This window comes from Micromonospora sp. WMMD708, assembly GCF_049315245.1.
Lineage (GTDB): Bacteria > Actinomycetota > Actinomycetes > Mycobacteriales > Micromonosporaceae > Micromonospora > Micromonospora wenchangensis.
Genome location: NZ_CP186060.1, coordinates 2,858,395 through 2,878,393 on the forward strand (window position 1 = coordinate 2,858,395; position 19,999 = coordinate 2,878,393).

The following is a 19,999-nucleotide window of genomic DNA, read 5'->3' on the forward strand; positions in this document are numbered from 1 at the left end:
GCCCCGGGAAACCGGGGCGCGGGGACGCGTCCGTTGCACCAGGATGACCGGATGAGTCCGATCGAGGAGCCGCTGCCCGGCAACGTCACCACCGGCGTGGTGCGGGTCGGTGACACCGTCCGCCGGCCGGTCGGCCCGTGGACCGACGCCGTCGACGCCCTGCTGACCCACCTGCACGCCGTCGGCTTCGACGGCGCGCCCCGGCCGCTGGGCCGCGACGGGCAGGGCCGGCAGGTGCTGGAGTACGTGCCGGGGGAGCTGGGCCACCCCTCGGGCCTGTACCCGACCGCGGAGCTGCCCTCGATCGGCCGGCTGCTGGCCGACCTGCACCGCGCCACCGCCGGTTTCGTGCCCCCCGAACCGGCCCACTGGCAGGTGCCGATCCGCCCCGACGGCACGGACCTGCTCTGCCACCACGACCCGGCGCCGTGGAACCTGGTCCGCGCCCCGCGCGGCTGGGTGCTGATCGACTGGGACGGCGTCGGCCCCGGCACCCGCCGCTGGGAACTGGCGTACGCCGCGCAGGCCATGGCCGGGATGCGCCCCGACCGGCCGGTGCCCGACTCGGCCCGCCGGCTGCGCGCCCTGGTCGACGGGTACGACCTGCCGGCGGCGGACCGGCCCGCGCTCGCCGCGACCCTCGGCCCCCGGGCGCGGGCCATGTACGACCTGCTGCGCGACGGCGCCCGGCGCGGCATCCAGCCCTGGGCCCGGATCCACGCCGGGGACGGCCCCTACTGGCGGGCCGTCGCCGCCCACCTGTCGGCGCACGTCGACGACTGGACCCGCGCCCTGGCATGACCCGGCGGCGGGGTGTCGGACGGCCCGGCCGGGGTACCCGTCGGTCATGCCCGCACACCGGTTCGCGTTCCGCTTCGACCCGGCCTTCCGGGTGCCGTTGGCGCTGCTCGGCATCCGACCGCAGACCTGCACCGTGCTGCTCGACGACGCGGAACTGGTGATCCGGTTCGGCCGCTTCCGGCTGCGGACCGACCGGGCGAACGTGGTCGACGCCCAGCTCGGCGGACCGTACCGCTGGTGGCGGGCCGTCGGGCCGCACCTGTCCCTGGCCGACCGGGGGGTCACCTTCGGCACCGGCACCACGGCCGGGGTGTGCCTGCGGTTCGGTACGCCGGTGCCGGGGCTGGCCCCCGGCCGGTGGCTGCGCCACCCGGCGGCCACCGTGACGGTGACCGACCCGGACGCCCTGCTGGCGGCGCTGGGCCGTACCCCGGCCGGTCGGCACCGTCCCGCCTGACGTCCGGCTTCCCCGGTTCCGGCCGGCCGGACCGCTCCCAACGCCTACCGTCGGGGACAGGGGACACGAGGGCGGTCGGCGGATGGCGGACGGGCGGGACGGGACGCGGGGACGGCGCACCCGGGAACGACGGGGGAGCGCGTCACCGCCGGGGCACGGGCGGGCGCTGCGCGAGGCCCGGGACGCCGGCCAGGGTGAGCGCACCCGACCCGGGCCGGTGGGCCTGCCGGAGTGCGTGAACAGTCACGCCCGGCCGGCCCGGCCCGGTGGCGCGCTGCGCCGGTGGCTGTTCGCGTACCGGGTGCAGCCGGTCGGCCCGGAGAGCGAGGAGGGCAGCCAGCGCCGGCACCCCTGGTGGCAGGTGATGTGCCTGACCGGGGTCGACTACTTCTCGACGCTGTCCTACCTGCCGGGCATCGCGGCGTTGGCCGCCGGGGCGCTCTCCCCGCTGGCCACCCTGCTGATCGTGGCGCTGACCCTGCTCGGGATGCTGCCGATGTACCGGCGGGTCGCCCGGGAGAGCCCGCACGGGCAGGGGTCGGTGGCGATGCTGGAGCGGCTGCTGCCGTTCTGGCGGGGCAAGATCTTCGTCCTGGTGCTGCTCGGCTTCGTCGCCACCTCGTGGATCGTCACGATCACGCTGTCCGCCGCCGACGCCACGGTGCACCTGCTGGAGAACCCGTACCTGCCGTCGTCGGCGCCGCACGGCGAGGGGGTGGCCGTGCTGGTGACGGTGGCGCTGCTGCTCGTCCTCGGCGGGGTGTTCCTGCTCGGGTTCAGCGAGGCGGTGCTGGTGGCCGTACCCCTGGTGGTGGTCTTCCTCGGTCTCAACGCGGTGATCGTGGCCGACGGCCTGGCCGGGATCGCCGCCGACCCGGGCGTCGTGCGGAACTGGACGGCTACCCTGACCGCCGGGGGTTCCGGGGCGGGTGACCTGCTCGGCCCGGCGGTGCTGGCCTTCCCGCTGCTGGTGCTGGGCCTGTCCGGCTTCGAGACCGGGGTGAGCATGATGCCCCTGGTACGCGGGGCGGGCGAGGACCGTGGGCAGCGGTTGGCCGCGCGGATCCGCAACACCCGCCGGCTGCTCACCGCCGCCGCGCTGATCATGTCGGTGTACCTGCTGACCACCACGTTCGTCACCACCGTGCTGATCCCGCCCCGGGAGTTCCAGCCGGGCGGCGCGGCGAACGGTCGGGCGTTGGCCTGGCTGGCCCACGCCCGGCTGGGGGAGGGGTTCGGCACGCTCTACGACGTCAGCAGCGTGTTGATCCTCTGGTTCGCCGGGGCGTCGGCGATGGCCGGCCTGATCAACATCGTGCCGCGTTACCTGCCGTCGTACGGGATGGCACCGGAGTGGGGCCGGGCGGTCCGGCCGGTGGTGCTGGTCTACACCCTGATCAGCATCGTCCTCACCGTCGCCTTCCGGGCCGACGTCAACGCCCAGGCCGGTGCGTACGCCACCGGCATCCTGGCGATGATGGTCTCCGGCGCGGTGGCGGTGACCATCGCGACCGTCCGGGCCCGGCACCGGTTCGCCACGTCCGGCTTCGCGGTGCTCACCGCCGTGCTGCTCTACGCGCTGGTCGAGAACGTCATCGAGAAGCCCGACGGGCTCGCCATCTCCGGCATGTTCATCGCCGGCATCGTGGTGGTGTCGCTGGTCTCCCGGATCACCCGGACCACCGAGCTGCGCACCGAGCGGATCGAGTTCGACGAGCCGGCCCGGCGGTTCGTCGCCGAGTCGCTGGCCCACGACGGCCGGCTGCACCTGATCGCCCACAAGCGCGACAGCGGCGCGCTCAAGGAGTACCGGGTCAAGGAGCGGGCGCAGCGCAGCATGAACCCGGTGCCGGGCGCCTCCGACGTGCTCTTTCTGGAGATCGACGTGGTGGACCCGTCGGAGTTCAGCCAGGTGCTGTGGGTGCACGGGGTCGAGGTCGGCGGCTTCCGGGTGCTGCGGGCCAGCAGCCCGGCGGTGCCGAACGCGATCGCCGCCATCCTGTTGGCGCTGCGCGACGGTACGGGGGTCCGCCCGCACGCCCACTTCGAGTGGTCCGAGGGCAACCCCATCGCCCACCTGCTGCGCTACCTGATCCTCGGTCGGGGCGACACCCCGCCCGTGGTCCGCGAGATCATCCGCAAGAGCGAACCCGACCCCTCCCGCCGCCCCGGCATCCACGTAGGCGCCTGACCCCCACCCCCTCCCTCCCCTTTTATCCCGCGTGATCAAGAGGTTTGCGTCACCGGAGCGCGGATTTTCTGTCCACAATCTCTTGATCACCGCGCGGCGACCGTCGATGGGTGGGGCGGGGAGGGGCTACGGGATGGGTTCCTAGGATGGTTAGGGGGTGTGCTGCGGGCCGGGGATGGGTGATCTGGAGCGGACATGATGCGGCCCGCGCCCCGAGGGGTGGGCGCGGGCCGGGCAGGCGCGGCTTACTTGGACGGCTCGGGGAGCTTGCAGTCGATCTTCGGGTTGGCGCCGATGTAGTTCAGCGGCCCGGCCACGATCGTCACCAGGATGGTGCCGGCCTCGGCACAGTTGGTGTCGTCATTCCCGTAGTAACCGCGCTGACCAGCGGCGATGGCGCCGATGACCAGCCAGATGACGACGATGACTCCGAGGATCGACGAACCGCGCATGGGGGTGCCTCCCGGCTTGTGTGATGTTCGAGGTGACGCCCATGTACCCAACGGCCGGGACCGGGTAAACGGTATTCCGGAACGGTCAGCACGATGAATGCCCCATTCACCGACGGAGGGCCACCGCGCACCGGGGACGACGGGGGCCGGCGGCCACGCCTCGCACGTGTCCACCGGTCCCCGTCGGCACGGCACATTCAGTCCTGACTGTCGCCGCCGGTCGGCGTCGGCAGCACCCGCTCGGCCTCGGCACCCGCACCGGCCAGCACCTGCGCCTGCTGCGGCCAGGTGGCCAGGCTCGCGGTGGCACGCAGCCCGGCGGCACGGATCGTCTCCCGCAGGCTCGTCTCGTCCAGCGCGGCGAGCTGCCGGTAGCTGCGGATGCCGGCGGCCTGGAGGGCGGCGGCCATCTTCGGGCCGACCCCCTGGATACGCCGGAAATCGTCCACCGGCTCGTCCTGCGCCGCCGCGACCTCGGCGACGACGGCGTCCGGCGAAGCCGGGGCACTGTCCGCGACCGGGGCACTGTCCGCAGGAGCGCCATCCGAAACCGGGGTGCTGTCCGGGACCGGGGTGTTGTCGGCGTCGGGGGTGCGTTGCGTCGGGATCACCGGCTCGGCGGCGACCGGGACGTCGTCCACGTCGGCCACCGGCGGGGAGGTGTGCCCGGGCGCGCCGGCCGGCTCGGCCTCCGCGACGCCGGCCGGTTCCGGCTCAGCGACGCCGGCCGGCGAACCGACGACGTCGACCGGAGCCGGGTCGTCGACCGGGTTCGACACGTCGACCGGGTTCGGCTCACCGGCCGGGTTCGGCTCGTCAGCCGGGGTCGACCCGGGAGCCGGAGCCGGCTCGGCGGCCGGGGTCGCCTCCGAGGCCGTGACCGGGGCCGTGGCGGCCGGCTCCGGGTCCGCCGGGGTCGGGTCCGGCAGGTCGGCTGCCGCGCTGTCCGGGGTGTCCTCGACGGTGGCCCGGGGCGCGGGGACCGGTGCGGCGGTCTCCTCGGTGACGCCGCCCGTGGGCGCGTCGCCCGGGGTGACGCGGCCGGTCAGGTCGAGGGTGGTGGGTTCGTCCGCGAGGTCCGGCAGTGGGGCGGTCCGGTCGGCGGCGACCGTGCTGGACGTGCCGTTGACGGCGACGTCCTCGCCGGCGGAGGCCGTCGGGTCGGCGGAAGCGGCCGACCCGGTGGTGGCCGGGGTGAGCTGGTCGGGGTCCGGCGCGACGTGCGGGGTGGGTTCGTCGACGACGGCGGTGGGTGCCGGGGAGTCGTCGACCGTGGCGGCCGGGCGCGGGGCGTCGATCGTGGCCGCGGCCTTCTCCTCGGGGGTGAGCCCGACGACCGGGTCACCCTCCACGATGGGCGCGACGGCGGCGGTCGGCTTCTGCCGTCCCCACAGCGCCCAGCCTCCGGCCAGGCCCACCAGCAGGGCCAGGATCACGACGAGCCACTGCCCGACAGTCGACGGCACGGCTACCTCCCTATTGCGTATGTCGTTGAAGTCGCGAGGAAAACGCGAAAACCCGCCGCAGCTTTGCACACGCGAATGTCGGACGACAGGGAGGACCACACCTCGTTGCGCAGGTGGAATGCCCGGTGTCGGGCGGTATCGACGTCACGACAGGGTGTCGTCGGACGTCGGCGGCTGCGCTGCGACCCGGGAGCGGGCCGGCTGCGACGTCCGCCGGCCCGGCCGGCGGTTCAGCGCAGCGACTCGGGACTGGGCGCGTCGGAGACGTCCCAGCTGTAGAAGCAGCCGGCCGGCGCGTCCCGGGGTGACCGCCAGGTGGGCAGGTACGCCGACGTGTGGGCGGACAACCGTTCGTTGGTCCGCTGGTACAGCGGGTGCTGGCGGGCGGTGACCAGGGTGTCGACGTCCACCTCGGTGGTCTCCATCAGATGTACGCACAGGTCGTGCAGGCGGTACAGGGAGCGGTGGCGCAGCCCGGTGAGTCCGGGTAGTTCGGTCGCGTCGGCTTCGGCGAAGATCTGGGCGACCCGCCCCTCCGCGCCGGGAATGATCCTGCTGACGATCACCAGACGGCTCATCGGACCCCTCTCGCCGGTGGCGCGCCCCGATCGGTCCAGGGCTCACGGTGGGTCCACCCTGGCGGTGGGGCTGTCACCTGGTCGTCACGCCGTCCGGCCGGCTCGTGACGGCGGGCGGCCGGGGTGCGGCGGCTGGCCTGCCGGATCGGGGCGAGGGTCTCGTCGACCAGGGCGCACATCGCGGGGGAGGGTTCCAGGCGCAGTTCCCGCATGAGCAGGTCCCGGTAGACGTAGAAGGCGTGCACCGCCTCGAACGCGTTGCCCTCGGCGAGGTGGATGCGCACCACCAGGCGGTGCGGGGTCTCCCGCAGCGGTTCGGCGGCCATCGCCTCCAGGGCGGCCTGCAACGCCTCGCCGTGCCGGCCGGCGTCGAGGTGGTCGGCGGCGAGCTGTTCGAGCATGTGCAGCCGGAGCTGGCGCAGCCGTTCCCGGTCCAGCAGCACCCAGTCGTCGTACCAGCCGGGGAGCAGGTCGCGGCTGCCGGCGGCGAGCGCGTCGGCGGCGGCGCGCGGGTCGCCCCCGTCGCGGATCCGGGCGGCGGTGGCGACCAGGTCGTCCACGTCGAGCCGGACCGCCGGGTCGAGGCGGACGGTGTCCCCGCTGACCAGCAGTGGGCAGCAGGGGTCCTGGCGCAGCCGCCACAGGGCGGTCCGCAGGGACGACAGCGCCCGTTCCTCGGGTACCTCGGGCCAGAGCAGGCCGGCGAGGTTGCTGCGGGTGGCGCCGGGGCGCAGCCCGATCAGGGCGATGACGCGTTGCAGCCCCCGGGGGACGACCACGGGGGTGTCGCCGTGCAGCAGCCGGAAACCGCCGAGCAGGTGCAGGTGTACCGGCGGGTCGGCCGGGACGTCGCTGGTCGGCGTGCTGGCATGACCGGTCACGGGCGCACCCCCCCTGCACGGAAACCTGGGTCCAGATCGTCCGGTGTCCCGACGCGGTCCCCCGCGACGCCGTGGCCGGTTCACTGCGCGGCCGAGCCCGGCCGGCCGGCACGAACACTACCAATATGATTACTCTCGGTCAACGAAAGTGTAGTCATGGTGACCGGGCCCGAATTGCCTCTGATCTGCGAACCTACATCATGATGGACAGCTCGCGCATAGCCGGTACACAGTCTGCGTCAACGCAACGTCACCATCATGCGGGGGTGTTGCGGGCTGGGGTGTGACGCCCGGGTGACGGGTCCGGCCGGAGGGTGGCGGCTACCGGGGTGAGTCGCCCGGTGGAGGAGGACCCGAGATGACCGTCACCCACGGCCGACCGCTGACCAGCGAGATCACCGAGATCCTGGTGACCCGCTGCGGTCTCGACGCCGACGCCGCTGCCCGCGCGCCCGCCGCCAGCCTGGAGGAACTGGGCATGGACTCGCTGGCGCTGCTGGAACTGTCCGCCGTGGTCGCCGACCGCTGGCGGGTACGCATCCCCGAACAGGCCGGGCAGCTCAGCATCGCCGGTGTCGCCGACCTGGTGGCCAACGCCGGCCCGGCCGGGCACACCGAGAACAGCATCCTCATCGCCGCCCCGCTGGCGCTGGTCTGGGAGATCACCAACGACGTGGCGCGCTGGACGGACCTGTTCACCGAGTACGCGGTGGTGGAGATCCTGCACCGGGAGGGGGACACGGTGCGGTTCCGGCTGACCATGCACCCCGACGAGAACGGCGTGGCGTGGAGCTGGGTCAGCGAACGTACCGCCGACCCGGCGACCTGGCAGGTGCGGGCCCGCCGGGTGGAGACCGGCCCGTTCGAGTACATGCGCATCCACTGGTACTACGACACGGAACCCGAGGGCACCCGGATGACCTGGGTGCAGGACTTCGCGATGAAGCCGACCGCCCCGGTGGACGACCTGGCGATGACCGAGCGGATCAACACCAACAGCCGGGTGCAACTGGCCGTGATCAAGGAGCGGATCGAACGGGCGTACGCGGGAGGCGGCGATGAGTGAGGTCACCACCGGTCTGGTCGCCGCCCGGGACGTACCGGCCGACCGGCGGCGCGGCGGGGAACTGCGGGTGCTGCTCGGCCCCCGTACCGTCGGCAGCACCTCGGGGTTCATGGGGGTGGTGACGGTGGCCCCCGGTGACCGGGTGGCCGAGCACTACCACCCGTACAGCGAGGAGTTCCTCTACCTGGTGCGCGGCGCGATCACCGTCGACCTGGACGACGAGCCGGTGCCGCTGGCCGCCGGGGAGGCGCTGTTCGTGCCGCGTAACGTGCGGCACCGGCTGCGCAACACCGGCGACGTGGCCGCCGAGGTGGTCTTCCACCTCGGCCCGCTCGCCCCCCGCCCGGAACTGGGCCACGTGGACACCGAGCTGGTCGAGCAGCGGGGCCCGTCGTGACCGGCCGGCGGGTGGTGGTGACCGGTGTCGGGGTGGTCGCCCCGGGCGGGGTCACCCGGGACCGGTTCTGGAAGACCCTCACCGAGGGGCGGACGGCCACCCGGCGGATCAGCTTCTTCGACCCGTCGCCGTACCGGTCGCAGATCGCCGCCGAGTGCGACTTCGACCCGGACGCCGCCGGGCTCACCCCGGCGCAGCGGCAACGCTCCGACCGGTACGTGCAGTTCGCGTTGGCGTGCGCGGCGGAGGCGCTGGCCGACAGCGGTCTGGAGCTGACCGACGCCGAGCGGGACGTCGCCGGGGTGGTGCTGGGCACCGCCGTCGGCGGCACCACCGCGCTGGAACAGGAGTACGTCCGGGTCAGCGACGCAGGCAGGCACTGGCTGGTCGACCACGCCCTCGGCGGGCCGTACCTGTACCAGGCGCTGGTGCCGAGCAGCCTGGCCGCCGACGTGGCCTGCCGGCACGGGCTGCGTGGCCCGGCGCAGGTGGTCTCCACCGGCTGCACCTCCGGCATCGACGCCATCGGCTACGCCCACCAGCTCGTCCTCGACGGGGAGGCGGACGTCGTGCTGGCCGGCGCGGCCGACTCGCCGATCTCCCCGGTCACCGTGGCCTCGTTCGACGCGATCCGGGCGACCAGCCCGGACAACGACGACCCGGCGCACGCCAGCCGCCCGTTCGACGCGCACCGGCAGGGTTTCGTGCTCGCCGAAGGGGCGGCGGTGCTGGTGCTTGAGGAGTGGGAGCACGCCCGGCGGCGCGGTGCGCACGTCTACTGCGAGGTCGCCGGCTACGCGGGCCGCAGCAACGGTTTCCACATGACCGGGCTGCGGCCCGACGGGGTGGAGATGGGGTTGGCGATCGCGGCGGCGCTGCGCGAGGCCCGGCTGGACCCGTCGGCGGTGTCCTACGTCAGCGCGCACGGCTCCGGCACCCGGCAGAACGACAGGCACGAGACGGCGGCGTTCAAGCGGTCGCTGGGCCCCACCGCGTACCGGGTGCCGGTGAGTTCGATCAAGTCGATGGTCGGGCACTCGTTGGGCGCGATCGGCGCCATCGAGATGGCCGCCTGCGCCCTGGCCATCGAGTACGGCGTGGTGCCGCCGACGGCCAACTGGACCACCCGGGACCCGGAGTGCGACCTGGACTACGTGCCGAACGTGGCCCGGGAGACCCCGGTGGACGTGGCGCTGTCGGTGGGCAGCGGGTTCGGGGGGTTCCAGTCCGCGATGCTGTTCCGCCGGCTGGCGGTGACGCGGTGACGCTCCCCGCCCCCGCCGTCACCCCCGCCCGGGGTGAGCGGGCGCGGGCGGTGGTGACCGGGATCGGGGTGGTCGCGCCCAGCGGCATCGGCGTCGACGCGCACTGGCGGACGGTGACCGGAGGAATCCGGCGGACCGGGCCGATCACCCTGTTCGACCCGACCGGCTACCCCACCAGGGTCGGTGGCGAGGTCCCCGGCTTCCACCCGGCGGCCTACGTGGACACTCGGCAGCTCGTGCAGACCGACCGCTGGACGCAGCTCGGTTTCGCCGCGACCGCGTTGGCGCTCGCCGACGCCGGCCTGCCCGCCCGCGCCCCGGACCCGTACGCCTGGGCGGTCACCCTGGCCAGTTCGTCGGGGGGGAACCTGTTCGGGCAGCGGGAGCTGCAACGGCTCTGGGGCGGGCCGAGCCGCACCGTCGGGGCGTACCAGTCGATCGCCTGGTTCTACGCGGCAAGCGTCGGGCAGTTGTCCATCCACCACCAGTTCAAGGGGCCGTCGGGGGTGCTGGTCGCCGAGGCCGCCGGTGGGCTGGACAGCCTGGCGCACGCGGTGCGCACCATCCGGCGGGGCACGTCGGTGGTGGTCGCCGGGGCGACCGAGTGCCCGCTGAGCCCGTACGCGCTGGCCTGTCAGCTCCGCTCCGGGCTGCTCAGCGCCGTCGACGAGCCGGCGGCGGCGTACCGGCCGTTCGACCGGGCGGCCGGCGGGTACGTGCCCGCCGAGGGGGGCGCGGTCTTCGTGGTGGAGGAGCGGGAGCACGCCCTGGCCCGGGGTGCCCGGATCTACGGGGAGGTGACCGGCTGGGCGGCCACCCACGACGCGGTGCACACCGGCCCGGACACGGCCGGTGACCCGGCGACGTACGCGCGGGCGATGCGGCTGGCGCTGGACCGCGCCGGCTGCACGCCCGACGAGGTGGACCTGGTCGTGCCCGACGCGCTCGGGGTGCCGCGCTACGACCGCAGCGAGGCGACGGCGCTGCGGACGGTCTTCGGTGACCGGCCGCCGCCGGTGAGCACCCACAAGTCGTTGACCGGCCGGGCCTACCAGGGTGGGTCGGCCCTGGACGTGGCGACCGCGCTGCTCGCCTTCCACCACGACTCGCTGCCTGCGTCGGCCGGCCCGGTCGACCCGGCCCCCGGCTGCGAGTTGGGCTTCCTGCGTGCCCCGCGCCGGCCCGAGCACCGGGTGGCGCTGGTCTGCGCGCGTGGCTTCGACGGCTTCAACAGTGCCCTGGTGCTCCGGGGTGCCGTCCCGACACCGAGGAGCGCCACCGACTGATCACTGTGCGTGACACCCGGGGGTGTGCCCGGCAGGCGGACGTCCGCCCGCCGGGCACACTTCTGCCCGCACCCGCCGGTGCCGCCGCCCATCGTCCATGGTGACCGGTGCTGACCTGGTCGGAGGCCCGCCGGGCGGCCTGTGTCCCCAGCGGAGCGTCGGGCACGGCGAAGCCGCCGGCGGTGTCGCGGGCCGGCGTACGCGCCCGATCCTGCCCGGCCGATCGAGCGGCGGCAATCCGGCCGGCCGCCTTTTATGATCTAGCCATTCGCATCTAGTAATGGTCTTCCGGGCTGTCGTAGGGTGCCGTGAGCACGCCAAGAGACAACATTTATGGGCGCATTCGCCCGATTCTATGCTGGACGGTGGCCGGCGGTGACCATGTATCGCCCGACGGAAGATCCTGCGGCGCAAGACCCCGGTTGGGTGGACGACGTGTTGTTCGCCGGCCCGCCGACCGACGTTTGTCTCCGGCTGCCCGAGCCGGTCGACCGGGGCACCCTGCACCGCCTGGTCGTCGCGGCACAGGGCCGGCTGCGCGACGCGGGACTGCGCCCCGGCGGGGCCGTCGCACTGCGCCTGCCGCCCTCGGTGTCCTATGTGGTCAACCTGCTGGCGACCTGGCGCAGCGGCGGTCAGGCCGTGCTGCTCGACCACCGGCTCACCGACCACGAGGTCGACCGGGCGCTGCGCCGGCTCACCCCGCAGGTGGTCGTCGCCCCGGCCCGCACCGGTGGCGGCGCGCTGAAGGTCTTCCTCGACGTCACCGAGAGCGTCACCGGGTACGCCGACCGTCCGGCGGTCAGCGGGCACGCCGTGATCCAACTCAGCTCCGGCTCCACCGGACCGTCCAAGGTGATCGGACGCACCGCCGCCGACCTGGTCGCCGAGGTGCACCGATACACCCGCATCGACGGGGTTGCGCTGCCCGGTGAGCGGATCATCCTGCTGCCGTCCATGGTGCACGTGCTCGGCCTCGTCGGCGGCCTGCTCTACGGCCTGCACGCCCACGTCGAACTGGTCCCGCCGCAGCGGCTCGGCGGCGACGCCGTGCTGGCCGCGATCGCCGCCCAGGACACCCCAGCCACCGTGCTCGGCGTGCCGTTCCACATCGGCCTGCTCGCCTTCACCCGCCCCGACCGGCCGCTGCCCCAGTTCAAGCGGATGACCACCGGCGGGGAACTGGTCCCGCCGGCCGTCGTGCAGGCGTTCACCGACCGGCACGGCGTACCCCTGGGCAACATGTACGGGATGACCGAGGTCGGCGTCATCGGCACCGACCTGTACGGGCGGCACCGGCCCGCCATCACGCCCGCCCCCGGCATCGAGGTCCGCGAGTCCGACGGTGAGCTGCTGATCAGCTGCCCCGCGTCGCCGTACGTCGGGCTCAGCGACCCCACCCGCTGGGCCGACGGTTGGCTGCGCACCCGCGACGCCGGCACCGTCGATGCGGACACCGGCCTGGTCACCGTCCGGGGCCGGCTCGACTCGCAGGTCTCCGTCGGCGGCCTCAAGGTCGACCTCACCGAGGTCGAGGCCACCCTCACCGGCCTGCCCGGGGTGGCCGCCGCCGTGGTCGCCTACGACGACGGGATCACCGCGTACGTGCAGCCCGACGGGCCGCTGTCCGAGGAGGAACTGGACAAGCTCCTCGCGGAGCGGCTGGCCGGCTACAAGCGGCCCCGCACCCTGCACCTGGTGGCGCAACTGCCGCGTACCACCACCGGCAAACTGGTCCGCTCGCTGGACGTGCTGCGGACGGCGGTGCCATGACCGGTCCGCTCCACCCCGCCCCCCGGCCGGTCCCCGTCGACCGCCGCCGGGGCGCCACCACCGCGTCGCCACCGGCCGACCGTCGGCGGTACGCCCGAACCACCCCCGCACGGTGCCCCGACCGGGCACCGGCGATCCGCCCATCGAGAGAGGTAACCGTCATGCGAGACGAGGTCCGCACCTTCGTCATCGACCAGCTCCGGGACATGAACTACGACGTCGACGGGATCGACGACGACACCACCCTCGGCCCGTCCGGGGTGGACCTGGAGTCGCTCGCCCTGTCCGACCTGTCCGTCCGGGTGGAGGACCGCTACGGGCTGCGGTTCGCCGACGACGAGTCGGAGAAGCTGGCCCTGATGACGGTGGGGGAGTTCACCACCATGGTCGCCGACCGGGTCGCCGGGGCGACCACCGACAACCGCTGATGTCCGGTCAGCCCGACCTGGGGCGAGCTGACCTGGTGAGCATGCTCGCCGAACTGACCGGCAAACCCGTCGACCAGGTCCCGCACCGGGTCGGCTCGATGGAACTGGCCTGGCTGGTGCACCTCGTCGAACAGCGCTACGACACCCGGATGGACCTCACCGACGACCAGCTCGCCGGCATCCGCACCCTCGACGACGCCCTGGCCGTGTTCCACACCTGCCTCACCGCCTCCGCTGATGGTTGAGCGGAGCACCGTCACGATCTCCGGCACCTATGCGGTCAGCGCCTTCGGGCGGGGCGTGGACGCCCTGCTGGCCGGGGTCCTGTCCGGGGTGCCGGCGTTCCGACCGGTCCGCCGGTTCGACACCACCGGCCGCCGGGTGACCGTCGCGGCCACCCGCCCCGACGTGGCGACCCTGCCGCAGGAACTGGCCGACGCGGTCGACGCCGCCTGCCACGCGGCCGGGCTCGACCAGGCGCAGCGCCGGGCGTCCGCGCTGCTGCTGGCCACCCACGGCGGGCCGGCCACCCTGCCCGGCCCGTACACCGACGACCGGCCGGTCACCGACACCGCCGACCCGTGGTGGGCCGGTGGCGAACGCGACGACGCCGGCCCGGCCTGGCCGGAGCTGCCCGCCCTGGCCGACCGGCTGGCCCGGCGGTGCGGGCTCGGCGGCCCGACCCGGGTCTACACCACCGCCTGCGTCTCGGCCAGCAACGCGGTCGCCGACGCCGCCGCCATGATCCGCCGGGGGGACACCGACCGGGTCGTGGTGGCCGCCGGCTACCTGGTGGAACCGGACCAGTACGCGCTCTTCGACGCCGGCCGGGCACTCGCCGCCGACGGGGCGGTCCGCCCGTTCAGCGCCGGACGGCAGGGCCTGCTGCTCGGCGACGGGGTGGCCGCGGTGGTGCTGGAGTCCGCCGCCGCGCTGCACGGCCGGGGCGGTGCGCCGGTGGCGACGCTGGCCGGCTGGGGCCGGGCCGGCGACGCCCACCACCCCTGCCAACCCGATCCGCAGGGGGGCGGGCTGGCCCGGGCGATCGGCGCGGCGCTGGGCCGCGCCGGCCTGCCCGCCGGGGCGGTCGGCTACGTCAACGCCAACGCCACCGGCACCGGGTTCAGCGACGCCTCCGAGGCGGCGGCGCTGCGGCTGGCCCTGGGCGAGTGGGCCGGGCAGGTGCCGGTCAGCTCCACCAAGGCGCTGCACGGGCACGCGCTGGAGGCGTCCGGCCTGCTCGAACTGGTGGTCACCGTGGCGGCGCTGGGGCACGGGAAGCTGCCGGTCAACGCCGGCTGGCTCGGCCCCGACCCGGCCTGTCCGCTGGACGTGGTCACCACCGCGCCCCGCCCGGTGACCAGCCGGTACGCCCTCAGCCTCAACGCCGCCTTCGGCGGCGCGAACACCGCCCTGCTGGTGGGTGCGCCGTGACCGGCACGCGCGGCCCGGGACCCGGGATCGTCCCGGGCCGTCCGGCCGGTCACGGCGCACCCCGGGTGCTGGCACAGGCGCGCTGGCCGGAACCGGGCGACGGGCCGCCACCGCCGCTGCCCGGGTTCCTGCACTCGCCGTTCGCGCCGCTGGTCGCGGCGGTGGCCGGACGCTGCCTGGACCGCCGGCCCGGTGGTCCGCCGCCGGTCGGCACCCGGTGCGCGGTGGTGCTGGTCAGCGCCGCCGGTGACCGGCCCAGCGCCACGCACGTCCGGTCGACCGTCGCCGCCGGGGGGCGGGTCGGTCCACTGTTCTTCTTCCAGTCGGTGCCCAACAGCGTCGCCGGGCAGGTCGCCGCCCGGTGGGGGCTGACCGGGCCGGTGGTGTGCCTGAGCCCGACGGGTGACCCCCGGGCCGACGCCGTCGCCGAAGGGGAACTGCTGCTGTACGACGGCGACGCCGACGAGGCGTTGCTGGTCCTGATCGACGAGGCACCCGACGCGACGCCCACCGGCGCGGTCGCGGTGCTGCTGGGGGGAGGAGACAGTCAATGAGGACGAAGGGACTGCGGGGGGTGCTCGCCGCCGATCCGCAGCTCGGCGCGGGGAACGTGCTGGCCCGGGTGCTGGCCCACGGCGCTGACCCGCAGGGGCCGGGGCTGACCTTCGACACCCCGGTCGACGGGCACCCCGCCGGGCAGCCGCTCACCCTGGGGCAGCTCGACGAGCGGGTCGCCGCACGGGCGGCCTGGCTGCACGCCCGGGGGGTGCAGCCCCGCGACCCGGTCGCCGTGTGGGCCACCGCCGCCGCCGACATGGTGCTGAGCTACCTGGCGCTGACCCGGCTCGGCGCGATCCCCGCGCTGATGAACGGCAAGCTACGCCCCGAGATCGCCGCCGAGTACATCCGCCGGCTGCGCGGTGTCGGGGTGCTCGCCGACGCCGCGCACACCGAACTGCTGGCCGGGCACGACCTGGGCGTACCCCTGCTCGGCACCCCGGCGGAGGCCGGTGCCGGCGATCCGGCCCGGTCGCCCGCGCACTACCGGCACCACCCCGACGACCCGATCGTCATCACCCACACCTCCGGCACCACCGGGGTGCCCAAGGCGGTGCTGCACTCGCACGCCAGCCTCTTCGCCGCCACCCGGCACCTGCTGTCCATGCCGCAGGCGCAGGGCACCCGCCGCATCCTCAACGCGCTGCCCGCCCCGCACACCGCGACGGTGCTGATGGTCAACCAGGCGCTGGGCAACCGGGCGGAGATGTTCCTGCTCTCCGAGCAGGGCGGCGAACGGGTCCTCGACGCCATCCAGCGGTGGCGGCCCGACGGGGTCTTCGGCTTCTCGATGACCTGGGCCGAGCTGGCCCGCTTCGACCTCGGCGGGTACGACCTGGACTCGGTGCGGTTGTGGTTCAACACCGGCGACTGCTCGCACGAGCCGCACGTGCGCCGGCTCGTCGCGGTCGGCTCGCGGGACGTGGTCACCCGTCAGGGCGTCACCCGGGTCCCCGGTTCCGTCTTCATCGACGGACTCGGCTCCAGCGAGATGGGGCACTCGATGTTCCACATCACGCACACCACCGACACCGACCGGTACGGCCGCTGCGTGGGCCGGCCCTACGGGTTCGCCAAGGTGGCCGTCCTCGACGCCGAGGGCAACGAGCTGCCCCCCGGCCAGGTGGGTTTCCTCGGCATCGACTCGCCGTCGCTGTTCCGGGGCTACTGGAACGACTCGGTGACCAGCTACCGGTTCCGGCTGCGCGGCTGGTACCTCACCGGCGACCTGGTCCACGCCGACGCCGACGGCCGCTACTACCACCTGGACCGGGCCGTCGACTCGGTGACGCTGCCCGACGGGCGGCGCTACTTCACCGCACTGTCCGAGGAACGTGTCCTCGCCGCCTGCCCCGACGTCACCGACTGCACCGTCCTGATCGTCGCCGACGGCGACACGGTCACCACCGACGTGCTGCTGGAACTGGCCGCCGGGGCCGATCCGACGCTCGACCGCACCGACACGATCCGGGCCGCCCTCGGGGCGGACGTGGGAGCCACGCTGCGCCGGGTGGTGCCGGTGAGCGCCGACGACATCCCGGTCACCGTCACCGGCAAGGTCCGCAAGGTGGCGCTGCGGGAACGCTACCTCGCCGAGTCGTCGTCATGACCGTCGTCATCACCGGCATGGGCCTGTTCAGCCCCGTCGGGCGGGGCGTGGACGCGACCTTCACCGCGTTGACCACCGGCCGGTCCGGGTTGAGCCGACCGCCCGAGGGACACCCGGCCCGGGAGTCGCTGGAGGTCGCCGGGGTGCTCCCGCCGATCGACCCGCGTACGGTCGCCACCGGCCCGGAGACCAAGGTGCTCGACCGGGTGGTGCTGTTCGCGCTGCTCACCGCCGCCGACGCGCTCGCCGACGCCGGCATCGAGGTCGGCCGGGACGTCGATCCGACCCGCATCGGCGTCGTGGTCGGCGGGGTCGGCGGCATGTCCACCCTGGAACAGCAGGTGATCGCCCGCACCGAACGCGGCCGGGCGGCGGTCAGCCCGTACCTGCTGACCGGCATCCTGCCGAACATGGCCTCGGCGCGGATCGCCATCGCCCACGGCATCCGCGGCTACAGTTCCTCGGTCGGCACCGCCTGCGCCTCCGGGGCCCAGGCGGTCGCCGACGCGGCCCGGCTGATTCGGGCCGGCGAGGCCGACGTGGTGCTCTGCGGGGCCAGCGAGGCGCCGCTCTTCCCGACCTTCGCCGACACCTTCGGCAACGCCCGCGCGCTGGCCCGGGGCTGGGCCGACCCGACCGAGGCGAGCCGTCCCTTCGACCGGCGACGCAACGGGTTCGTGCTCGCCGAGGGGGCCGCCCTGCTGGTGCTGGAACGCGCCGGACACGCCGCCGCCCGGGGCGCCCGCACCTACGCCGAGGTGGCCGGCTACGGCAGCACCACCGACGCGCACCACCCGACGATGCCCCGGCCCGACGGGGAGGGGGCGGCCGACTGCATGCGCGCCGCCCTGGCCCGGGCCGACGTACCGCCGGCCGAGGTCGGCTACGTCAATGCCCACGGCACCGGCACCAAGCTCGGCGACATCGCCGAGAGCGCCGCGCTGGGCAAGGTCTTCGGGGTCGGCGGGGTGCCGGTCAGCTCCACCAAGGCGCTCACCGGGCACCTGCTCGGCGCGTCCGGCGTGGTGGAGGCGGCGGCCTGCGCGTTGGCACTGCGTGCCGGTCTGCTGCCGCCGACGTACCACCTGGACGACCCGGACCCGGAATGCCCGGCGGACCACGTCCGCGACGTGCCCCGGGCGAGCCGGGCCGAATTCGCGCTCACCAACTCCTTCGGATTCGGCGGGCAGAACGTGAGCCTGCTGCTGCGGCGCACCACCGGGGCTGGCGCCCGGCCCGCCGAGCCGGGGAGGTGATCGACGCTGCGACCCGGGCCGCACGTGCCCGGACGGCAGTCACGGGGGGACATGGGGAAGGGCTGGAGAGATGGATATTCGTGGAATAGACCACATTGAACTGTACGTGGGGGACGCCCGGCAGGCGGCCTTCTACTTCGGCACCGCCGTCGGTTTCACCCTGCTCGGGCAGGGCGGGCCGGAGACCGGGCTGGTCGGGCAGCGGTCCCTGCTGCTGGGGCAGGCCGACATCCGGATGGTGCTGACCACCGGCCTCACCGCCGAGCACCCGGCCTCGGGTTACGTGGCCCGGCACGGTGACGGGATCGCGGTCGTGGCGGTGGAGGTCGGCGACGCCGCCGGGGCGTACGCGGAGCTGGTGGCCCGGGGTGCGACGCCGGTGACCCCGCCACGCACCTGGACCGGCGCGGACGCCGAGGTGGTGACCGCCGAGGTGGGCGGCTTCGGTGACGTGCTGCACCGGCTGGTGGAACGCCGGGGCGACCGGGCCGACTTCCTGCCCGGCGCGATCGAGGCGACCCCGGCCGGCGGGACCGACGACCGGCTGCTCGCCGAGATCGACCACCTGGCGGTCTGCGTGCCGCCCGGTCAGCTCGACGACACCGTCGCGCACTACGAGCGGGTCTTCGGCTTCGCGCAGATCTTCGAGGAGCACATCGAGGTCGCCGGTCAGGCGATGAACTCCAAGGTGGTGCAGGACGCCTCCGGGCGGGTCACCCTGGTGCTGCTGGAACCGGACGCCGGTCGGCGTCCCGGCCAGATCGACGCGTTCCTCACCGAACACCACGGGGCCGGGGTGCAGCACCTGGGGCTGCGCACCGACGACATCGTCGGCGCGGTCGGCGCGCTCGGCGCCCGCGGGGTGCGCTTCGCCGGCACCCCGGCGGCCTACTACGACGACCTGGAGCAGCGGGTCGGCAAGATCGACGCGCCGCTGGAACGGCTGCGGGATCTCAGCATCCTGGTCGACGCCGACCACGGCGGGCAGCTGCTGCAGATCTTCACCGAGTCGATGCACGTGCGCCGCACCCTCTTCCTCGAACTCATCGAGCGGCGCGGGGCACGCACCTTCGGCAGCGGCAACATCAAGGCGCTCTACGAGGCCAAGGAACGGGAGCTGGCCGTGGCGGGGGTGACCCCCGCCGTCGCGGCCGGCACGGCACAAGGGGTTGGGGCATGACCACGACACATCCGACGCTGACCGCCGAGGAGGAGGCGCTGCTCCCGTCCGACGAGGACGTGCGCCACTACGCCGAGCACGGCTGGTACCTGTCGAAGAAGCTGCTCACCGACGACGAGGTGGACGCGTTGACCGCGGCCACCGACCGCTACTACGACGGCGAGCGGGACCGCACCCTGCCGGTGCGCCCGCCGAAGCTCGCCTACTGGGACCCGTCGAAGGGGCCGGTGCAGCGGCACAACGACTACGTCCACGTCGAGCACGACGGGATCGCCGCGATCCTGCGCAAGCCGCTGATCGGCGCGGTCGCCGCCCGGCTGGCCCGGGCCGACGAGATCCGGATCTTCCAGTCCACGCTGATCTACAAGCCGCCGATCTCCGGTGAACGGTCGAACATCGTGCCCTGGCACTTCGACAAGCACTACTGGTCGTCCTCGTCGTCGGAGCGGATGCTGACCGCGTTCATCCCGTTCCACGACTGCGGGGAGGAGATGGGCACCATCACCATGGTCGACGGCTCCCACCGGTGGTCGGAGACCGGCGCGGACGACACCGTCGTGCGGCACTTCGCCGAGCGCGACCGCGACCAGCTCGAGGAGATGCTGGCCGAGAACGCGGCGCACAACGGCGCGCAGATCCGCAAGATCCCCATGGTGATCCCCAAGGGACACATGAGTTTCCACCACTGCCGCACCTACCACGGCAGCGGTGCCAACGTCAGCGGACGCCCGCGCCGGGCGATCTCGCTGCACCTGCAGGACGGCGACAACGCCTACCGGGAGTTCCCGCTCTCCGACGGCACCCTCGCCGCGTACAACCACGACGTGCTGGTCCGCCGTACCCCCGAGGGTCGGCCGGACTACGCGGACCCCGACTACTGCCCGGTCATCTGGCGCGACCGCGCCCAGCAGGGAGGCTAGA

20 protein-coding genes are annotated in these 19,999 nt (G+C 74.1%); 16 read left to right on the forward strand and 4 right to left on the reverse strand.

From position 1 onward, the window contains the following. Nucleotides 1-51: 51 nt before the first annotated feature. The 3 genes from ACN260_RS12530 to ACN260_RS12540 all read left to right on the forward strand — a co-directional run bounded on the left by ACN260_RS12530 (nucleotide 52) and on the right by ACN260_RS12540 (nucleotide 3,449). A complete protein-coding gene (locus ACN260_RS12530) occupies nucleotides 52-801 on the forward strand; it encodes an aminoglycoside phosphotransferase family protein (RefSeq protein WP_422756124.1) in 750 nt (249 codons plus the stop codon). A 46-nt stretch (nucleotides 802-847) separates the two neighbouring features. Next, nucleotides 848-1,258 carry a hypothetical protein gene (locus tag ACN260_RS12535; protein ID WP_422756125.1) on the forward strand — a complete coding sequence of 137 codons (411 nt, stop codon included), beginning with the start codon at nucleotides 848-850 and terminating at the stop codon, nucleotides 1,256-1,258. An 82-nt stretch (nucleotides 1,259-1,340) separates the two neighbouring features. Continuing rightward, nucleotides 1,341-3,449 (forward strand): amino acid transporter, encoded by a 2,109-nt coding sequence (locus ACN260_RS12540; RefSeq protein WP_422756126.1) that lies wholly within the window; start codon nucleotides 1,341-1,343, stop codon nucleotides 3,447-3,449. 245 nt (nucleotides 3,450-3,694) lie between these two features. On the opposite strand, the gene ACN260_RS12545 is transcribed toward ACN260_RS12540, so the two are convergent. From ACN260_RS12545 to ACN260_RS12560, 4 genes are all read right to left on the reverse strand, one after another. Next, nucleotides 3,695-3,901 carry a hypothetical protein gene (locus ACN260_RS12545; RefSeq protein ID WP_145919792.1) on the reverse strand — a complete coding sequence of 69 codons (207 nt, stop codon included), beginning with the start codon at nucleotides 3,899-3,901 and terminating at the stop codon, nucleotides 3,695-3,697. 197 nt (nucleotides 3,902-4,098) lie between these two features. Next, the gene (locus ACN260_RS12550) at nucleotides 4,099-5,367 is read right to left on the reverse strand and encodes a hypothetical protein (protein ID WP_422756127.1); all 1,269 of its coding nucleotides are present in this window, start codon (nucleotides 5,365-5,367) and stop codon (nucleotides 4,099-4,101) included. 230 nt (nucleotides 5,368-5,597) lie between these two features. Next, nucleotides 5,598-5,945 carry a TcmI family type II polyketide cyclase gene (locus ACN260_RS12555; RefSeq protein ID WP_422756128.1) on the reverse strand — a complete coding sequence of 116 codons (348 nt, stop codon included), beginning with the start codon at nucleotides 5,943-5,945 and terminating at the stop codon, nucleotides 5,598-5,600. After that, complete coding sequence (locus tag ACN260_RS12560) at nucleotides 5,942-6,826, reverse strand: AfsR/SARP family transcriptional regulator (protein ID WP_422756129.1); 885 nt, start codon at nucleotides 6,824-6,826, stop codon at nucleotides 5,942-5,944. Before ACN260_RS12560 ends, ACN260_RS12555 begins: the two co-directional genes overlap by 4 nt. Before the next feature lie 358 nt (nucleotides 6,827-7,184). Here ACN260_RS12560 and ACN260_RS12565 point away from each other — a divergent pair, with 358 nt between their 5' ends. The 13 genes from ACN260_RS12565 to ACN260_RS12625 all read left to right on the forward strand — a co-directional run bounded on the left by ACN260_RS12565 (nucleotide 7,185) and on the right by ACN260_RS12625 (nucleotide 19,998). Continuing rightward, nucleotides 7,185-7,892 carry an SRPBCC family protein gene (locus ACN260_RS12565; protein WP_422756130.1) on the forward strand — a complete coding sequence of 236 codons (708 nt, stop codon included), beginning with the start codon at nucleotides 7,185-7,187 and terminating at the stop codon, nucleotides 7,890-7,892. Next, nucleotides 7,885-8,289 (forward strand): cupin domain-containing protein, encoded by a 405-nt coding sequence (locus ACN260_RS12570; RefSeq protein ID WP_204922925.1) that lies wholly within the window; start codon nucleotides 7,885-7,887, stop codon nucleotides 8,287-8,289. The genes ACN260_RS12565 and ACN260_RS12570 overlap by 8 nt, the downstream gene beginning before the upstream one ends. Next, the gene (locus ACN260_RS12575; protein ID WP_422756131.1) at nucleotides 8,286-9,554 is read left to right on the forward strand and encodes a beta-ketoacyl-[acyl-carrier-protein] synthase family protein; all 1,269 of its coding nucleotides are present in this window, start codon (nucleotides 8,286-8,288) and stop codon (nucleotides 9,552-9,554) included. Before ACN260_RS12570 ends, ACN260_RS12575 begins: the two co-directional genes overlap by 4 nt. Further along, nucleotides 9,551-10,840, forward strand: a complete 1,290-nt coding sequence (locus ACN260_RS12580; protein WP_422756132.1) for a beta-ketoacyl synthase N-terminal-like domain-containing protein — start codon at nucleotides 9,551-9,553, stop codon at nucleotides 10,838-10,840. The genes ACN260_RS12575 and ACN260_RS12580 overlap by 4 nt, the downstream gene beginning before the upstream one ends. A 381-nt stretch (nucleotides 10,841-11,221) precedes the next feature. Next, complete coding sequence (locus ACN260_RS12585; RefSeq protein ID WP_422756699.1) at nucleotides 11,222-12,613, forward strand: class I adenylate-forming enzyme family protein; 1,392 nt, start codon at nucleotides 11,222-11,224, stop codon at nucleotides 12,611-12,613. A 161-nt stretch (nucleotides 12,614-12,774) separates the two neighbouring features. Then, a complete protein-coding gene (locus ACN260_RS12590; RefSeq protein ID WP_088647751.1) occupies nucleotides 12,775-13,041 on the forward strand; it encodes an acyl carrier protein in 267 nt (88 codons plus the stop codon). Continuing rightward, nucleotides 13,041-13,286: a hypothetical protein gene (locus ACN260_RS12595; RefSeq protein WP_088647750.1), complete on the forward strand. Its 246-nt coding sequence runs from the start codon at nucleotides 13,041-13,043 to the stop codon at nucleotides 13,284-13,286. Before ACN260_RS12590 ends, ACN260_RS12595 begins: the two co-directional genes overlap by 1 nt. Continuing rightward, nucleotides 13,279-14,475 (forward strand): beta-ketoacyl-[acyl-carrier-protein] synthase family protein, encoded by a 1,197-nt coding sequence (locus ACN260_RS12600; RefSeq protein WP_422756133.1) that lies wholly within the window; start codon nucleotides 13,279-13,281, stop codon nucleotides 14,473-14,475. Before ACN260_RS12595 ends, ACN260_RS12600 begins: the two co-directional genes overlap by 8 nt. 26 nt (nucleotides 14,476-14,501) lie before the next feature. Then, nucleotides 14,502-15,029, forward strand: a complete 528-nt coding sequence (locus ACN260_RS12605; RefSeq protein ID WP_422756700.1) for a beta-ketoacyl synthase chain length factor — start codon at nucleotides 14,502-14,504, stop codon at nucleotides 15,027-15,029. Beyond that, nucleotides 15,026-16,642: a class I adenylate-forming enzyme family protein gene (locus ACN260_RS12610; protein WP_422756134.1), complete on the forward strand. Its 1,617-nt coding sequence runs from the start codon at nucleotides 15,026-15,028 to the stop codon at nucleotides 16,640-16,642. Before ACN260_RS12605 ends, ACN260_RS12610 begins: the two co-directional genes overlap by 4 nt. Then, nucleotides 16,639-17,898, forward strand: a complete 1,260-nt coding sequence (locus ACN260_RS12615; RefSeq protein ID WP_422756135.1) for a beta-ketoacyl-[acyl-carrier-protein] synthase family protein — start codon at nucleotides 16,639-16,641, stop codon at nucleotides 17,896-17,898. Before ACN260_RS12610 ends, ACN260_RS12615 begins: the two co-directional genes overlap by 4 nt. A 70-nt stretch (nucleotides 17,899-17,968) precedes the next feature. Next, nucleotides 17,969-19,078, forward strand: coding sequence for a 4-hydroxyphenylpyruvate dioxygenase (hppD, locus tag ACN260_RS12620; protein ID WP_422756136.1), 1,110 nt, complete (start codon nucleotides 17,969-17,971; stop codon nucleotides 19,076-19,078). Next, entirely contained in the window at nucleotides 19,075-19,998 is a 924-nt protein-coding gene (locus ACN260_RS12625; protein ID WP_422756137.1) for a phytanoyl-CoA dioxygenase family protein, read from the forward strand. Before hppD ends, ACN260_RS12625 begins: the two co-directional genes overlap by 4 nt. Nucleotide 19,999: the final 1 nt, after the last annotated feature.

What these genes read in the sequence shown, in the direction of transcription:
- ACN260_RS12595 (WP_088647750.1), top strand. Translation starts at nt 13,041, where the DNA reads ATGTCCGGTCAGCCCGACCTGGGGCGAGCTGACCTGGTGAGCATGCTC.
- ACN260_RS12540 (WP_422756126.1), top strand. Translation starts at nt 1,341, where the DNA reads ATGGCGGACGGGCGGGACGGGACGCGGGGACGGCGCACCCGGGAACGA.
- hppD (WP_422756136.1), top strand. Translation starts at nt 17,969, where the DNA reads ATGGATATTCGTGGAATAGACCACATTGAACTGTACGTGGGGGACGCC.
- ACN260_RS12570 (WP_204922925.1), top strand. Translation starts at nt 7,885, where the DNA reads ATGAGTGAGGTCACCACCGGTCTGGTCGCCGCCCGGGACGTACCGGCC.
- ACN260_RS12585 (WP_422756699.1), top strand. Translation starts at nt 11,222, where the DNA reads ATGTATCGCCCGACGGAAGATCCTGCGGCGCAAGACCCCGGTTGGGTG.
- ACN260_RS12545 (WP_145919792.1), bottom strand. Translation starts at nt 3,901, where the DNA reads ATGCGCGGTTCGTCGATCCTCGGAGTCATCGTCGTCATCTGGCTGGTC.
- ACN260_RS12565 (WP_422756130.1), top strand. Translation starts at nt 7,185, where the DNA reads ATGACCGTCACCCACGGCCGACCGCTGACCAGCGAGATCACCGAGATC.
- ACN260_RS12625 (WP_422756137.1), top strand. Translation starts at nt 19,075, where the DNA reads ATGACCACGACACATCCGACGCTGACCGCCGAGGAGGAGGCGCTGCTC.
- ACN260_RS12555 (WP_422756128.1), bottom strand. Translation starts at nt 5,945, where the DNA reads ATGAGCCGTCTGGTGATCGTCAGCAGGATCATTCCCGGCGCGGAGGGG.
- ACN260_RS12590 (WP_088647751.1), top strand. Translation starts at nt 12,775, where the DNA reads ATGCGAGACGAGGTCCGCACCTTCGTCATCGACCAGCTCCGGGACATG.
- ACN260_RS12610 (WP_422756134.1), top strand. Translation starts at nt 15,026, where the DNA reads ATGAGGACGAAGGGACTGCGGGGGGTGCTCGCCGCCGATCCGCAGCTC.
- ACN260_RS12535 (WP_422756125.1), top strand. Translation starts at nt 848, where the DNA reads ATGCCCGCACACCGGTTCGCGTTCCGCTTCGACCCGGCCTTCCGGGTG.
- ACN260_RS12600 (WP_422756133.1), top strand. Translation starts at nt 13,279, where the DNA reads ATGGTTGAGCGGAGCACCGTCACGATCTCCGGCACCTATGCGGTCAGC.
- ACN260_RS12615 (WP_422756135.1), top strand. Translation starts at nt 16,639, where the DNA reads ATGACCGTCGTCATCACCGGCATGGGCCTGTTCAGCCCCGTCGGGCGG.
- ACN260_RS12530 (WP_422756124.1), top strand. Translation starts at nt 52, where the DNA reads ATGAGTCCGATCGAGGAGCCGCTGCCCGGCAACGTCACCACCGGCGTG.